The organism is Streptomyces sp. NPDC007872 (genome assembly GCF_042868165.1).
GTDB lineage: Bacteria > Actinomycetota > Actinomycetes > Streptomycetales > Streptomycetaceae > Streptomyces.
Map to the genome: position 1 here is coordinate 189,318 of NZ_JBIAEA010000005.1, position 15,470 is coordinate 204,787.

Consider the following 15,470-nt stretch of genomic DNA (forward strand, 5'->3'; position numbering starts at 1 on the left):
CCTAGTAAGTCCTATTTAGCGAGAAAAGTCAGCCGTCTCCATCGTGGCGATGTCGCCCGCCATGGCGATGCCGCCCGTCGCGGTGGTGCCACCCGTCGTAACGATGTCGCCCGTCGCGGCGGTGCGACCCGCCGTGACAGTGCCACCCGTCGCGGCGGCGCCACCCCTCGCGGTGACGGCGAGCAGATCGGTCGCCCTCTCCTGCTCCAGCATCCGGCGCAGCGGCCCGTCCTCCGCCGCGAGCTCGGCGTACGGGCCGCGCTGCACGGTCCGGCCCCCGTCCAGGACGAGCACCTCGTCGACGGCGTCGAGGCCGTGCAGCCGGTGGGTGATGAGGACGGTGGTGCGGCCCTCGGTGGCCCGGAGCAGGTCGTCGGTGAGCGCGTCGGCGGTGGCGAGGTCCAGGTGCTCGGCCGGCTCGTCGAGGACGAGGACCGGGAAGTCGGCCAAGAGCGCCCGTGCGAGCGCGAGCCGCTGGCGCTGGCCGCCGGAGAGCCGCGCGCCGTGCTCGCCCACCAGGGTGTCGAGCCCCTCGGGCAGCCCGTCCACCCAGTCGAGCAGCCGGGCCCGGCGCAGCGCCTCGCGCAGCTCCCCGTCGTCCGCGCCGACCTTGGCGAGCCGCAGGTTCTCGCGCACGGAGCTGTCGAAGAGGTGCGCGTCCTGGGCGCACAGGCCGACCAGGCGCCGGACCGCGTCCCCGTCCAGCTCCCCGGCGGGCACGCCGCCGAGCCGGTACGTGCCGCCCTCCACGTCCAGGAACCGCAGCAGCACCTGGGCGAGCGTGGTCTTGCCGGAGCCGGAGGCACCGACGACGGCGACCCGCCGCCCGGCCTCCAGGGTGAGCCCGAAGCCGGTGAGCGCAGGACGCTCCTGCCCGGCGTACCGGGCGGAGAGCCCGGACAGTTCGAGGGGGAACGGACCCGCCGGGGGAGCGGCGGGCGTCCGCGGCTCCCGTACGGGGACGGGGGCGTCGAGCACCTCGAAGACCCGCTCGGCGCTGTGCTTGACGCGCTGCCGGTACTGGACGGCGAGCGGAAGGCCGGTCACGGCCTCGAAGGCGGCGAGCGGGGTGAGGACGACCACGGCGAGGGACACCCCGTCGAGCCGCCCGTCCCGCACGGCCTGGACGCCGACGAGGGCGGCGGCCACGACCGTCAGGCCGCAGACCAGGGCGGAGAGCCCGGCCCCGAGCGCGGTGGCGGCGGCCTGCCGGGAGGCGATGCCGGTGAGGTCGCGGTCGGCCTCCCGGGTCCTTTCGATACGGCTCCGCAGGGCGCCGGCCACCGTCAGCTCGGCGCAGCCGCGCAGCAGGTCGGCCACGGCGGTCGCCAGGGCGCCGCGCGCGGGGGCGAGCCGCCGTTCGGCCCGGCGGGCGAGGGCCCCGCCGGCCGCCGGTACGGCGATCCCCGCGACCAGCAGGCCCACGGCGAGGACGGCGCCGGCCTCGGGCAGCAGCCAGGCGGTGAGGCCGACGGTCCCGATGCCCACGACGAGCGCGGCGCCCGCCGGGAGCAGCCAGCGCAGCCAGTAGTCCTGGAGCGCGTCGACGTCCTGGACGAGCCGGGCGAGCAGGTCGCCGCGCCGGGTGCGCCCCAGACCGGCCGGGGCGATCCGCTCCAGGCGCCGGTAGACGGAGACCCGCAGGTCGGCGAGCATCCGCAGGACGGCGTCGTGCGAGACGAGCCGCTCGGCGTACCGGAAGACGGCCCGGCCGATGCCGAAGGCGCGCGTGGCGGTGACCGCCATCATCAGGTAGAGGACGGGAGGCTGTTCGGAGGCCCGGGAGATGAGCCAGCCGGACACGGCCATGAGCCCGACGGCGGACCCGAGGGCGAGGCTCCCGAGCAGCAGCGCGAGCACCATGCGTCCCTTGAGCTCCCCGGCCATGTCCCGGACCCGCCGCAGCAGACCGTGGGGGGCCGTGGCGTCCGGGGCGCTTCCGCCCGCGGCGGCCACCGTCCCGGCCGTTTCGATCACACCGGCCGTGACCGCCGTCCCGGACCAGACCACCGCTTCGGCCGTGCCGGGCGCCCCGGCCCCGGCCGCACCGCCGGCCGACGGCGCCGCCACCGGCGTTCCGGGGCTCGTGCCCAGGCCCACCACCCGGTCCGCCACCGCGAGCAGGGCCGGGCGGTGGACCACGAGCAGGACCGTCCGGCCGGCCGCGAGGCGCCGGACCGCGTCGACCACGCCCGCCTCCGTCTCGCCGTCGAGCGCGGCCGTGGGCTCGTCGAGCAGCAGCAGGGGCCGGTCGGCCAGGAACGCGCGGGCGAGGGCGAGCCGCTGCCGCTGCCCCGCCGAGAGTCCGGTGCCGTCCTCGCCGAGCGGGGTGTCGAGCCCGGCCGGCAGCTCCGCGACGAAGCCGTCGGCACCCGCGTCCCGCAGGGCCTCCCGTACCGCCTCGTCGGAGGCGTCCGGGCGGGCGAGCCGTACGTTCTCGGCGATCGTCCCCGCGAAGAGGTACGGGCGCTGCGGCACCCAGGCGATCCGCGACCGCCACGCCTCCGGGTCGAGCCCCGCGAGATCCGTGCCGCCCACCCGGACGGTGCCGCCCGGCTCCGGGGCCGTGAACCCGAGGACCACGTCCAGCAGCGTCGACTTGCCCGAGCCGCTCGGCCCGACCAGGGCCACCGTCTCGCCCGGCTCGACCGTCAGCGTCGTCGCGTCGAGCGAGGGCTCGGCGCGCCCCGCGTGCCGCACCGTCACGGCCTCCAGTTCGAGGCGTACGGAGTCCGGAACCGCGCCCGTCCCACCACCGCGTACCGGCCGCTCCAGGACGTCGAAGATCTCCTCCGCCGCCGCGAGCCCCTCCGCCGCCGCGTGGTACTGCGCCCCCACCTGCCGCAGCGGCAGGTACGCCTCGGGCGCCAGGATCAGGATGACGAGCCCGGTGGAGAGGTCGAGGTCGCCGTGGACGAGCCGCATGCCGATGGTCACGGCGACGAGGGCGACCGAGAGGGTGGCGAGGAGTTCGAGGGCGAAGGAGGAGAGGAAGGCGATCCGCAGCGTGCGCATGGTCGCCTGCCGGTACGCGGAGGTGATCGCGCGGATCGACTCGGCCTGGGCCTTCGCCCGGCCGAAGATCTTGAGGGTGGGAAGGCCGGCCACCACGTCCAGGAAGTGGCCGGAGAGCCGCGAGAGCAGCTTCCACTGCCGGTCCATCCTGGCCTGGGTGTACCAGCCGATGAGGATCATGAAGAGCGGGATGAGCGGCAGCGTGACGACGATGATGGCCGCCGAGACCCAGTCCTCGGTGACGATCCGGGCCAGGACCGCCACCGGCACGACCACCGCGAGGCCCAACTGGGGCAGGTAGCGGGCGAAGTAGTCGTCGAGCGCGTCCACGCCCCGCGTCGCGAGGGCGATCAGCGAACCGGCCCGCTGCCCGCCGAGCCACCCCGGTCCGAGCGCGGCGGCCCGGACGAGGAGCCGCCCGCGGAGTTCGGACTTGACCGCCGCGCTCGCCCGGTGGGCGGCGAGCTCGGTCAGCCAGGAGACCAGCCCCCGCGCCACCGCCACTCCGGCGAGCAGCAACAGGGGCGTGGCCAGGGCGGAAACCGACCGGCCCTCCTGGAAGGAACCCACCACGATCTCGGCGACGAGCATCGCCTGGGCGACGACCAGCACCGCTCCGACGAGGCCGAGGGCGACCACCGCGGCCAGGAAGAGACGGGTGGCCCGGGCGTACCGGAGCAGACGCGGGTCGATCGGTTTCACGTGAAACATGCCCCTCTCTGAGCGCCGGCCGGCCCTAGTGGGCGTCGGCGGTGTGGTGCTGCGCGTCGGCGATGTGCTGCGTGCCGATCCGCTTGCGGAACACCCAGTAGGTCCAGCTCTGGTAGAGCAGCACCAGCGGGGTCGCGATCGCGGCGCACCACGTCATGATCGTGAGCGTGTACGGGCTCGACGAGGCGTTCGTCACGGTGAGGCTCCACTCGGGGCGGAGCGAGGACGGCATGACGTCCGGGAAGAGCGCCAGGAAGAGCATCGCCACGGAGGCGGCGATCGTGACGCCGGAGAGCGCGAACGACCAGCCCTCGCGTCCCGCCCTGATGGCGACGATCGCGCCGACGAGCGCCACCGCCGCGACGACCATCGCCGCGAGGCTCCAGGTGTCGCCCGTGTGGACCTGGGTCCAGATCAGGAAGGCGAGCGCGAGCACCGCCGTGACCAGGCCCAGCCTGAGCGCGAGCCCCCGGGCCCGCACCCGGATGTCGCCGACCGTCTTCAGCGCGGCGAAGACCGCCCCGTGGAAGGTGAAGAGGGTGAGCGTGACCAGTCCGCCGAGGAGTGCGTACGGGTTGAGCAGGTCGAAGAAGGTGCCCACGTACTCCATGTCGGCGTCGATCTTCACGCCCCGGACGATGTTGCCGAAGGCCACGCCCCAGAGGATCGCGGGGAGCAGCGAGGTCCAGAAGATGGCCTGCTCCCAGTTCCGCTGCCAGTTCTCCTCGGGCCGCTTCGCCCGGTACTCGAAGGCCACACCCCGGATGATCAGACAGACCAGGATGAGCAGCAGCGGCAGGTAGAAGCCGGAGAAGAGCGTCGCGTACCACTCGGGGAACGCGGCGAAGGTGGCGCCGCCGGCGGTGAGCAGCCACACCTCGTTGCCGTCCCAGACGGGTCCGATGGTGTTGATGAGGACCCGCTTCTCGGCCCGGTCGCGGGCCAGCAGCTTGGTCAGGATGCCGATCCCGAAGTCGAAGCCCTCCAGGAAGAAGTAGCCGGTCCAGAGGACGGCGATGAGTACGAACCAGACGTCGTGAAGTTCCATGCCTCGGTCTCCTGAGCCTCAGTACGAGAAGGCCATGGGCCGGTCGGGGTCGCGGGTGTCCCCGCCGATCTTGGTGGGCGGGTGGAGGTCGTCGTCGGTCAGCTCGGGCGGCCCCGCCTTGACGTACTTGACGAGGAGCTTGACCTCGATGACCGCGAGGACGGCGTAGAGCAGGGTGAAGCCGATCATCGAGGTGAGCACCTCGGCCTGGGAGACGCCGGGGGAGACCGCGTCCCGGGTGCGCAGCACGCCGTAGACGACCCACGGCTGGCGGCCCATCTCGGTGAAGATCCAGCCCCAGGAGTTGGCGATCAGCGGGAAGAGCATCGTCCAGAGCGCGACGAGCCAGTACCACCGGCCGATCCGGGGAGTGAGGGCCTTGTTCTTGAAGAGGACCAGGTTCGGCACCTCGTCCTCCCCCGTCCGCAGCCCCGGTGCCAGCATGAACTTCTTCCGGGTCAGCCAGAGGCCGATCATCCCCAGGGTCAGGGAGGCCATGCCGAAGCCGATCATCCAGCGGAAGCCCCAGTAGGCGACGGGGATGTTGGGCCGGTAGTCGCCGGGGCCGTACTTCTCCTGCTCGGCCTTGTTGACGTCGTTGATGCCGGGGACGTACGAGCTGAAGTCGTCGTTGGCGAGGAAGGACAGCAGGCCGGGAACCTCGACGGCGACCTTGTTGTGGCCCTTGTCGACGTCGCCGTAGGCGAAGATCGAGAAGGGGGCGGGCGCCTCGCCGTCCCAGAGCGCCTCGGCGGCGGCCATCTTCATCGGCTGCTGCTTGAACATGACCTTGCCGAGCAGGTCACCGCTGACGGCGGTGCCGAGGCCGGCGATGATCAGGGTGACCAGGCCGAGCCGCAGCGAGGTCCGCATCACGGGGATGTGCTTCTTGCGGGCCAGGTGGAAGGCGGAGATGCCGACCATGAACGCGCCGCCGACCAGGAAGGCCGCCGTGATGGTGTGGAAGAACTGGGTGAGGGCCGTGTTCTGGGTGAGCACGAGCCAGAAGTCGGTGAGCTCCGCCCGGCCGCGCTCCTCGTTGATGCGGTAGCCCACCGGGTGCTGCATCCAGGAGTTGGCCGCCAGGATGAAGTACGCGGAGAGGACGGTGCCGATCGACACCATCCACATGCAGGCGAGGTGGATCTTCTTCGGCAGCTTGTCCCAGCCGAAGATCCACAGGCCGATGAAGGTCGACTCGAAGAAGAAGGCGATGAGCGCCTCGAACGCGAGCGGGGCCCCGAAGATGTCCCCGACGAAGCGCGAGTAGTCGGACCAGTTCATGCCGAACTGGAACTCCTGCACGATGCCGGTGACGACGCCCATGGCGATGTTGATCAGGAAGAGCTTGCCCCAGAACTTCGTCGCCCTGAGGTACTTCTCGTTCTCCGTCCGCACCCAGGCGGTCTGGAGACCGGCGGTGAGCGCCGCGAGGGAGATCGTCAGCGGGACGAAGAGGAAGTGGTAGACGGTGGTGATGCCGAACTGCCAGCGCGCCAGCGTCTCTGGCGCAAGAGCGAGGTCCACGTCGCTTTCTCCTTACATCGCCGTGGTCACATCGGCGGTCCGCCCTGACCCTTCCACCGATAGTGGGACGAACCGGGGCGCGCTTGTGAACGCGTTCACATTCACAAGCATTATGGCTCATACGAAATCCGTACTTGTCTTCGGGGGCCCTTTACAGGACGTCTCTTTGCTCACACGTCCCCCGCGGCCCTGAGCACGCCCCCTGCACACCCCGAGCACGCCCCCCGCACGCGAACGGCCCCCGCGAGCGGCTGCTCGCGGGGGCCGTCGAAACGCGCCTCGGTGAGGCTCAGAGCTCCTTGCGGAAGCCCTCCGCCGCCTGGAGGAACAGGTCGTTCGCCTCGCCCTCGCCGATCGTGACGCGCACGCCCTCGCCGGCGAACGGGCGCACCACGACGCCGTGCCGCTCGCACGCCGCCGCGAAGTCGGTCGTCCGCTCGCCGAGCCGCAGCCAGACGAAGTTCGCCTGGGTGTCCGGCACGGTCCAGCCCTGGGCCACCAGGGCCGCGCGGACCCGCTCGCGCTCGGCCACCAGCGAGCCGACCCGGCCGAGCAGCTCGTCCTCGGCCCGCAGCGAGGCCACCGCCGCGTCCTGCGCCAACTGACTCACGCCGAACGGCACCGCCGTCTTGCGCAGCGCCGCCGCCACCGGCTCGTGGGCGACCGCGAAGCCGACCCGCAGCCCGGCCAGACCGTACGCCTTGGAGAAGGTGCGCAGCACGGCGACGTTGGGCCGCTCGCGGTACAGCTCGATGCCGTCCGGGATCTCGGGGTCGCGCACGAACTCCTTGTACGCCTCGTCGAGCACGACCAGGACGTCGGAGGGCACCCGGTCGAGGAAGCGCTCCAGCTCGGCCCGGCGCACCGCGGTGCCCGTGGGGTTGTTGGGGTTGCAGACGAAGATCAGTCGGGTCCGGTCGGTGATCGCCTCCGCCATCGCGTCGAGGTCGTGCACCTCGCCCTCGGTCAGCGGCACCTGCACCGAGGTGGCCCCGCTGATCTGCGTGATGATCGGGTACGCCTCGAAGGAGCGCCAGGCGTAGATCACCTCGTCGCCCGGGCCCGAGGTCGCCTGGAGCAGCGACTGCGCGACCCCGACCGAGCCGGTGCCCGTGGCCAGGTGCGAGACGGGCACGCCGAAGCGCTCGGCCAGCTCCTCCATCAGCCCGGTGCAGGCCATGTCCGGGTACCGGTTGAAGGTGTCGGCCCCGGCCACCACGCTCTCCAGGACCCCCGGCAGCGGCGGGTAGGGGTTCTCGTTGGAGGACAGCTTGAAGGCCACGGGCCCGCCCGCGGCGGCCGGCTTGCCCGGCTTGTAGGTGGGGACGCCGTCCAGCTCGGCGCGCAGCCTGGGGCTGCCGGTGCTCGTCCCGCTGGTCTCGCTCACGGTGTGGCCTCCTCGATCGTCCGTACCGCCAATACTGCTCACCTTAAGAGGATTCGGCCCTGCTGCGAATGGGCTGTGGACAACAGGAGGGACACGGCTTCCCGGCCGCCTCCGGGTCGCCCCGATGAGTGGGGAGCGCGCGCACGGGTGGCGCGCGCCGGTGGCGAGCGCCGTGGCGCGCATCCCCCGTAGAGGTGAGTTGAGACCTCTTCGAGACTTCGCCCCCTCGCCAGGCCCACACCTCCCAGCACCCCGAAGGCGCAGTCCAAATGCAGCAACTACCTTTAGATCCAAGGCGTTTACTGGATTTCGATCATGCAGAAACGTGCCTGTCAACGCCTGCATATGCGACCGCCCCGACCGCCCCTCATCGCCCTACTATCGGCTCGCCATGACAGCAGCAGGGAAGCACCAGGTGAGCCGGGCACAGACCCGGGGAAGCCGGCAGGGCAGGGCGGGCATCAGGGACGTCGCCGCCGCCGCCGGGGTCTCCATCACGACTGTCTCCGACGCGCTCAACGGGAAGGGCCGGCTCCCCGACGCCACCCGCCGCCACGTCCGCGAGGTCGCCGACCGGCTGGGCTACCGCCCGTCCGCGGCGGCCCGCACGCTCCGTACCGGCAAGTCGGGACTCATCGGCCTGACCGTGACCACGTACGGGGATGAACCTTTCACCTTCACCGAATTCGCGTACTTCGCGGAGATGGCCAGGGCGGCCACGTCGGCCGCGCTCGCCCGGGGCTATGCCCTGGTCATCCTCCCCGCCACCTCCCGCCATGACGTCTGGTCGAACGTCGCCCTCGACGGCACCGTCGTCATCGACCCCTCCGACCACGACCCCGTCGTCACCGAACTGGTCCGCCAGGGACTGCCCGTCGTCTCCGACGGACGCCCCGCCGGCACCCTTCCGGTCACCGCCTGGGTCGACAACGACCACGAAGCCGCCGTCCTCGACCTGCTCGACCACCTCGCCGCCGCCGGTGCCCGCCGCATCGGCCTCCTCACCGGCACCAGCACCGACACGTACACCCGCCTGTCCACCACCGCCTACCTCGACTGGTGCGCGCGGGTGGGCCAGGAGCCCGTCTACGAGGCCTATCCGGCGCACGACCCGTGCGCGGGCGCCGTCGCGGCCGACCGGCTGCTCGCCCGCCCGGACCGGCCCGACGCCGTGTACGGCCTCTTCGACCCCAACGGGACCGACCTCCTCGCGGCCGCGCGCCGCTACGGGCTGCGCGTCCCGGACGACCTCCTGCTGGTCTGCTGCAGCGAGTCGGCCGGCTACGCCACCACCGAACCGCCCCTCACGACGCTCTCGCTCAAACCGCGCCGGATCGGCACGGCCGTCGTCCAGCTCCTCATCGACGCCATCGAGGGGGTCGAGAACGACGGACCGGTCGAGCAGGTCATACCGACCGAACTCATCGTCCGCACCTCCTCGCAGCGCCGCCCGCCCCGCACGACGGTCAGCCCGCCGCGCTCGCCCGCGAAGGACTGATCCGGGGGCCGGCGCCCTGGAGAGGAACACCTTGGGACACGCCGTTCCCGTCCCTGCCCGTGGGCGGGAACGGCCAAACCGATCACCGCACCGGTTCCAACCCTGGACTGGACCTTCCCAATTCGGGCGAAACGACTGGTGAACCCGGAGTGGACCCGGATTCACCACCCCTGGTGCGTCACACAGGAGGACGCTCATTCCTATGATGGGCGGACGACACCGCGGACCACCCCGACCAGGCCGGTCCGCGATGTGCAGGGCATCGCGACGGTGGTGGAGGGGTCGATGACTCAGGGGGCCGGTCAGGAGCCCGTGGTACGCACGGCGACATTGCGTGACTTCCGCGTACCGCCGTACGCACGCGTGCCCGTGCAGAGCCATGCCGCCGAACCGTCGGGCCCGGAGCCGTACTCCGCGCCGGACGAGCATCCGGCGGCACACGGCGCTCCCGCGCCCCACTCCGCCCCGGTCGAGCGCCATGCCGAACGTCATGACGAGCGCCATGCCGAGCACCCGACCGCGCACCCCGGCGCGCACCCGGCCCCGGCCGTCCGGCCGGCCGCCGCCGAGCCGCTGCCTCCTGCCGAGCCGCTGCCCCCCGTCGCGCCCTCCCCGGTCGAGGCCGTGCCGGTGCCGACGCCGGTGCCGGTGCCGACGCCGGTGCCGGTGCACCCCCCGGCGGCCGAGTCCGTACCGCAGGCGTCCGTGCCGCAGACGCCCCCGCCCCCGCCCCCGCCGCAGGCACCCGCGCCCATGCCCGCCGACCCGACCCTCCACCTCGGCCACCGCACCGTCGCGCCCCCCTACCCCGCCTCCCCGGACGCGCCCGCGGCCCCCGTCGCCTCCGGCCACCCCGGGAACGCGTTCCCCGAGGGCGAACCGCCCGAGGGGTACACGCCGACCGAGCGCGACCTGCCCGTCATCAACCGCGGCGACACCGTCCAGGTGAAGGTCTCCCCCGCCCCCGCCGACGAGGCCCCGGCCGGCGACGGACCCGGTCCCCTCTACGTCGTCGGCGACGTCCACGGCTACCTCGACGAACTCGTCGCGGCCCTGCGCGCCCAGGGCCTCGTCGACGAGAACGGCGGCTGGGCCGCGGGCAACGCCCGGCTCTGGTTCCTCGGCGACTTCACCGACCGCGGCCCCGACGGCATCGGCGTCATCGACCTGGTCATGCGGCTCTCCGCCGAGGCCGCCGCCGCCGGCGGCTACTGCAAGGCCCTCATGGGCAACCACGAACTGCTGCTCATCGGCGCCAAGCGCTTCGGCGACACCCCGGTCAACTCCGGCGCGGGCACCGCCACCTTCCAGGCCGCCTGGCTGCTCAACGGCGGCCAGAAGCAGGACATGGACCGCCTCCAGGACGTCCACCTCCAGTGGATGTCCCGGCTCGACGCCGTGGTGCGGGAGGACGACCACCTCCTCGTGCACTCGGACACCACCGCGTACCTCGAATACGGCGAGACCATCGAGGACGTCAACGACACGGTCCACGAGATCCTCAACCGGAACGACGCGGACGAGGTCTGGGACGTCTTCCGGAAGTTCACCAAGCGCTTCGCGTTCCGCGACGACGGGGGACCGCAGGCCGTCCAGGAGCTGCTCTCCACCTACGGCGGCAGCCGGATCGTGCACGGCCACAGTCCGATCCCGTACCTCCTCGGCCAGGTCGGCACGGAGGACGGCGAGGACGGCGGAGGCCCGGTCGTCGACGGACCGCACGTGTACGCCGACGGGCTCGCGATCGCCATGGACGGCGGAGTGACCATGGCCGGGAAGCTCCTGGTCGTCCAACTCCCCCTGAACGGCAGACCGAACGGCTGACCTAGCGTCTGACTGAACGGTTGGCCGAACGGCCGGCCGGACACCCGCTATCACCCTGCGCATCCGGGAAGGACGATTTCGGGAAACTCCCTGTCAGCCCGCCGCGTCGCCGCCATACCATCGGGTGCATCCGTAGCAGGCTCTCCTCCGTTTCCGCCCGCCCGGTCGTCTTCCCACGGCCGTCACGGGCCTACGGAGCATCGGGGGATGCACATGAACGTGGCTCCGCACCTGCTGACCGAGGACCGTGCCGAGTACGAGCGGGTCCTCGACGACGCACTGAGCACCGCCCACGCACGTCCGGAACTCGCCGGGGTCGGCACCCGGCTCACGGTCGCGCAGTTGCGCGCGATGACGCTGAACGCGACGGCGCTCGTCACCTCCGCGGCCGCGAGCGAGTACGACCACTTCGTGAAGGTCCGCGAGCAGAACCGCGCGTCCGCCGGGACCCGCACCCCCGCCCCGTACGACCTGCCCGGCCCCGGGGCGGGCGTCGTCGCGATCGTCACCGTCATGGTGCCCGTCCTCGCGGGCGCCGCCTCCGTCATCTTCCTGCTGGTCGGCGCGGTGCTGCACGCCCTCGCCCCCACCGTGGCGTTCGGCGCGACCCTGCTCACCGCCGGCCTCGTGTTCGGCTCGCTCGCCGCCGCCGGACTGCTCTGCGCGGCCGCCGGGCTCCTCGTGACGGCCCTGCGCAACAGCCCGGTCGAGGTGAGCACGGGCGGCCCGCCCGGCGCTCCGGACGACGAACTCTCCCGCGCCCGCGAGGCCTGGCGCCTCGCCCTCCTCGAACGCGGCATCGTCCCCTTCCTCCGCGACGCCCTCGCCGCCACCCCGCCGGACCCGGCCGCCCCCTGACGCGCCGGACCGGCCCGCGACTCCCCCCCCCGGGGTCGCGGGCCGGCCCCTGAGCGAAAGAGTCCCGGGCGGACGGTTCCCGAGCGAACGGACCCCGGGCTGACGGGTCCCCTACTCCGCCAGCGGCAGGTACACGCGGTTGCCGCTCGCCGCGAACTCCTTCGACTTCTCCGCCATGCCGGCCTCGATCTCCTGCTCCGTACCGCCGTGTTCGCGGCGGATGTCCTGGGAGATCTTCATCGAGCAGAACTTCGGACCGCACATCGAGCAGAAGTGCGCGGTCTTCGCGGGCTCCGCCGGCAGCGTCTCGTCGTGGAACTCGCGGGCGGTGTCCGGGTCGAGCGCCAGGTTGAACTGGTCCTCCCAGCGGAACTCGAAGCGCGCGTCCGAGAGCGCGTCGTCCCACTCCTGCGCGCCCGGGTGCCCCTTGGCGAGGTCCGCCGCGTGGGCCGCGATCTTGTACGTGATGACGCCGGTCTTCACGTCGTCGCGGTTGGGCAGGCCCAGGTGCTCCTTGGGCGTCACGTAGCAGAGCATCGCCGTGCCCCACCAGGCGATCATCGCCGCGCCGATGCCGGAGGTGATGTGGTCGTAGGCGGGCGCCACGTCCGTGGTCAGCGGGCCGAGCGTGTAGAACGGCGCCTCCTCGCAGATCTCCTGCTGGAGGTCGATGTTCTCCTTGATCTTGTGCATCGGGACGTGTCCCGGGCCCTCGATCATCGTCTGGACGTGGTGACGCTTGGCGATCGTGTTCAGCTCGCCGAGCGTCTTCAACTCCGCGAACTGGGCGGCGTCGTTGGCGTCGGCGATCGAGCCGGGGCGCAGACCGTCGCCGAGCGAGTACGTGACGTCGTACGCCGCCAGGATCTCGCAGAGCTCCTCGAAGTGCGTGTAGAGGAAGTTCTCCTTGTGGTGCGCGAGGCACCAAGCGGCCATGATCGAGCCGCCGCGCGAGACGATGCCGGTCTTGCGGCGCGCCGTGAGCGGAACGTACGGCAGGAGCACGCCGGCGTGCACGGTCATGTAGTCGACGCCCTGCTCGGCCTGCTCGATCACCGTGTCCTTGTAGATCTCCCAGCTCAGCTCCTCGGCCTTGCCGTCGACCTTCTCCAGGGCCTGGTAGAGCGGCACGGTGCCGATCGGCACGGGGGAGTTGCGCAGCACCCACTCGCGGGTGGTGTGGATGTTGCGGCCGGTGGACAGGTCCATGACCGTGTCGGCGCCCCACTTGGTCGCCCAGGTCATCTTCTCCACCTCCTCCTCGATGGAGGAGGTCACGGCGGAGTTGCCGATGTTGGCGTTGACCTTCACCAGGAACCGCTTGCCGATGATCATCGGCTCGATCTCCGGGTGGTTGACGTTCGCCGGGAGCACGGCCCGGCCCGCCGCGATCTCCTCCCGCACGACCTCGGGGGAGACGTTCTCGCGGATCGCGACGTACTCCATCTCCGGCGTGATCTCGCCACGGCGGGCATACGCGAGCTGCGTCACCGCCTGGCCGGAGCGGCCCCGGCGCGGCAGGCGGGGGCGGCCGGGGAAGACCGCGTCGAGGTTCTTGAGCCCGCCGCCGCGCGGCGAGGTGTGCTTGATGCCGTCGTCCTCGGGGCGGGCCGGGCGGCCCGCGTACTCCTCGGTGTCACCGCGCGCGATGATCCAGTTCTCGCGCAGCGGCGGCAGGCCCCGCCGCACGTCGGTGTCGACGGTGGGATCGGTGTACGGGCCGGAGGTGTCGTACAGCGTGACGTCCCTGCCGTTGGTGAGGTGCACCTGACGGACCGGAACCCGCAGGTCGGGGCGAGAGCCCTGGACGTATCCCTTGTGCCAGCCCGGCGTGCGCCCGTCGGACTGGTCGTTCTGGTCGGAGGCAGGCGTGCGTGCGTCCTGAATGGTCATGAGACCGATCTCCCTACGCCGGCATTACCCGGTAACAGGTTCGGCGGTCGGCGCAGCCTCCTCCCGTACGTACATCGGTACGCGCGTACGGTGATCAGCGCCCTCTCAGCCCGGTGCTCCGAGCTCCCGCGTGTGCAAAGGTGCCACCACGCTAGCGTCATCCCGGGCGTGCTGAACAGTGGGCCCCCGCCGTTCTTGCGATGATCGGTCGGTGACTTCCCCCCAGCAGACCCCCGAGCCGCACGACCACTCCCACGGCACGGGCCCGTCGTCCCACGGCCCCGGACCCGGTTCCGGGCACGGTGCGGGCCAAGGGCACGGATCAGGCCATGGCCATGGATCCGGGCACGGGCACAGCCACAGTCATGGCCCCGCCGCGCCCGTGTCCCGGCACCTGCGCAAGGTCATCGCCGCCGTCCTGGTCCCCTTCGCCACCGCCGTCGTGGTCGGGCTGGCGGTCCTGTGGCCCGGCGGCGCCCCGGCGCACGAGCGCACCGGTGTCGGTTTCGACCGGCAGACCGAGCAGGGCGAGGTCGTCTCCGTCGAGTACGTCGACTGCAAGGTCGTGAACGCCGGTCAGGTCCCGCCGACCGGGGACACCTCCACCCCGGAGGGGCGCGAGGCGGTCGAAGCCCAGCAGGGGGAGTGCAAGAAGGCGAGGGTCCAGGTCACCACCGGACCGAACAAGGGGCGCGAGTTCACCGAGATCGTGCAGCCGGGAGCACCGCGCCAACTGGAGGAGGGGCAGGGCGTGGTGGTGGCGTACGCCCCCGACGCCCCGTACGACCTCCAGTACTCGGTGACGGACGTGAACCGCAAGGTGCCGTTGGCGGTGCTCGCCGGCATCTTCGCCCTCGCGGTCGTGGCGGTCGGGCGAATGCGGGGGCTCATGGCCCTGGTCGCGCTCGCCGTGAGTTTCCTGGTGCTGATGTTCTTCATCCTGCCCGCGATCCTGCAGGGGTCGAACCCGCTGGTGGTGGCGGTGGTCGGGTCGAGCGCGATCATGCTGATCGCGCTCTACATGTGCCACGGCCTCTCGGCCCGCACCTCGGTCGCGGTGCTCGGCACGCTGATCTCGCTGCTGCTCATCGGGCTGCTCGGCTCGCTCTTCATCGGCTGGGCCTCGCTCAGCGGCAACACGGACGACAACACCGGACTGATCCACGGGCTCTACCCGGACATCGACATGTCCGGTCTGCTGCTGGCCAGTGTGATCATCGGTTCCCTCGGTGTGCTCGACGACGTGACGGTCACCCAGACCTCGGCCGTCTGGGAGCTGCACCAGGCCGATCCGGGCATGGGGCCGCGCGGCCTGTACCGGGCGGGGATCCGGATCGGCCGCGACCACATCGCCTCGGTCGTGAACACGCTGGTGCTCGCCTACGCGGGCGCCGCGCTGCCCCTGCTGCTGCTCTTCTCCATCGCGCAGAGCAGCATGGGGACGGTGGCCAACAGCGAGCTGGTGGCCGAGGAGATCGTCCGGACGCTGGTCGGTTCGATCGGTCTGGTGGCGTCCGTCCCGGTGACCACGGCGCTCGCGGCGCTCGTGGTCTCGGCCGATCGCGCCGAGGGCACCGACCGCCCGGGGACCGGCGGCCGGAAGACCTCGTCGGGGCGGGGCGGACGGCGCCGCCGCGCCAAGTGACGGAAGGGCGAGGAGTGGTACGTCCGGTTCGTCGGCGTGCCGGCTCGGGGGGTCGGCTACGCAG

Annotated in this window: 9 protein-coding genes and 1 riboswitch; of the genes, 4 read left to right on the forward strand and 5 right to left on the reverse strand. The window is 72.0% G+C overall.

What is annotated here, in order from left to right:
- Nucleotides 1–15: 15 nt before the first annotated feature.
- From cydD to hisC, 4 genes are all read right to left on the reverse strand, one after another.
- The gene (gene cydD, locus ACFYNX_RS19475; RefSeq protein ID WP_388662803.1) at nucleotides 16–3,726 is read right to left on the reverse strand and encodes a thiol reductant ABC exporter subunit CydD; all 3,711 of its coding nucleotides are present in this window, start codon (nucleotides 3,724–3,726) and stop codon (nucleotides 16–18) included.
- A gap of 25 nt (nucleotides 3,727–3,751) precedes the next feature.
- Nucleotides 3,752–4,774 carry a cytochrome d ubiquinol oxidase subunit II gene (cydB, locus tag ACFYNX_RS19480; RefSeq protein WP_388662805.1) on the reverse strand — a complete coding sequence of 341 codons (1,023 nt, stop codon included), beginning with the start codon at nucleotides 4,772–4,774 and terminating at the stop codon, nucleotides 3,752–3,754.
- 18 nt (nucleotides 4,775–4,792) lie between these two features.
- Nucleotides 4,793–6,301 (reverse strand): cytochrome ubiquinol oxidase subunit I, encoded by a 1,509-nt coding sequence (locus ACFYNX_RS19485; RefSeq protein ID WP_388662807.1) that lies wholly within the window; start codon nucleotides 6,299–6,301, stop codon nucleotides 4,793–4,795.
- Nucleotides 6,302–6,590: 289 nt separating this feature from the next.
- Complete coding sequence (hisC, locus tag ACFYNX_RS19490; protein ID WP_365544695.1) at nucleotides 6,591–7,688, reverse strand: histidinol-phosphate transaminase; 1,098 nt, start codon at nucleotides 7,686–7,688, stop codon at nucleotides 6,591–6,593.
- Between the two features lie 391 nt (nucleotides 7,689–8,079).
- On the opposite strand from hisC, the gene ACFYNX_RS19495 reads away from it, so the two are divergent.
- The 3 genes from ACFYNX_RS19495 (at nucleotide 8,080) to ACFYNX_RS19505 (ending at nucleotide 11,868) form a co-directional block, all read left to right on the forward strand.
- The gene (locus tag ACFYNX_RS19495) at nucleotides 8,080–9,186 is read left to right on the forward strand and encodes a LacI family DNA-binding transcriptional regulator (protein ID WP_125666247.1); all 1,107 of its coding nucleotides are present in this window, start codon (nucleotides 8,080–8,082) and stop codon (nucleotides 9,184–9,186) included.
- Nucleotides 9,187–9,939: 753 nt separating this feature from the next.
- Nucleotides 9,940–11,010, forward strand: a complete 1,071-nt coding sequence (locus ACFYNX_RS19500) for a metallophosphoesterase (RefSeq protein ID WP_388663399.1) — start codon at nucleotides 9,940–9,942, stop codon at nucleotides 11,008–11,010.
- A gap of 207 nt (nucleotides 11,011–11,217) precedes the next feature.
- Complete coding sequence (locus ACFYNX_RS19505; RefSeq protein WP_388662810.1) at nucleotides 11,218–11,868, forward strand: hypothetical protein; 651 nt, start codon at nucleotides 11,218–11,220, stop codon at nucleotides 11,866–11,868.
- 111 nt (nucleotides 11,869–11,979) lie between these two features.
- On the opposite strand, the gene thiC is transcribed toward ACFYNX_RS19505, so the two are convergent.
- Nucleotides 11,980–13,761, reverse strand: coding sequence for a phosphomethylpyrimidine synthase ThiC (thiC, locus tag ACFYNX_RS19510; RefSeq protein WP_365544701.1), 1,782 nt, complete (start codon nucleotides 13,759–13,761; stop codon nucleotides 11,980–11,982).
- A riboswitch (TPP riboswitch) is annotated at nucleotides 13,755–13,901 on the reverse strand. (Overlaps the previous gene by 7 nt.)
- A 38-nt stretch (nucleotides 13,902–13,939) precedes the next feature.
- On the opposite strand from thiC, the gene ACFYNX_RS19515 reads away from it, so the two are divergent.
- Nucleotides 13,940–15,406: a YibE/F family protein gene (locus tag ACFYNX_RS19515; protein WP_388662812.1), complete on the forward strand. Its 1,467-nt coding sequence runs from the start codon at nucleotides 13,940–13,942 to the stop codon at nucleotides 15,404–15,406.
- Nucleotides 15,407–15,470: the final 64 nt, after the last annotated feature.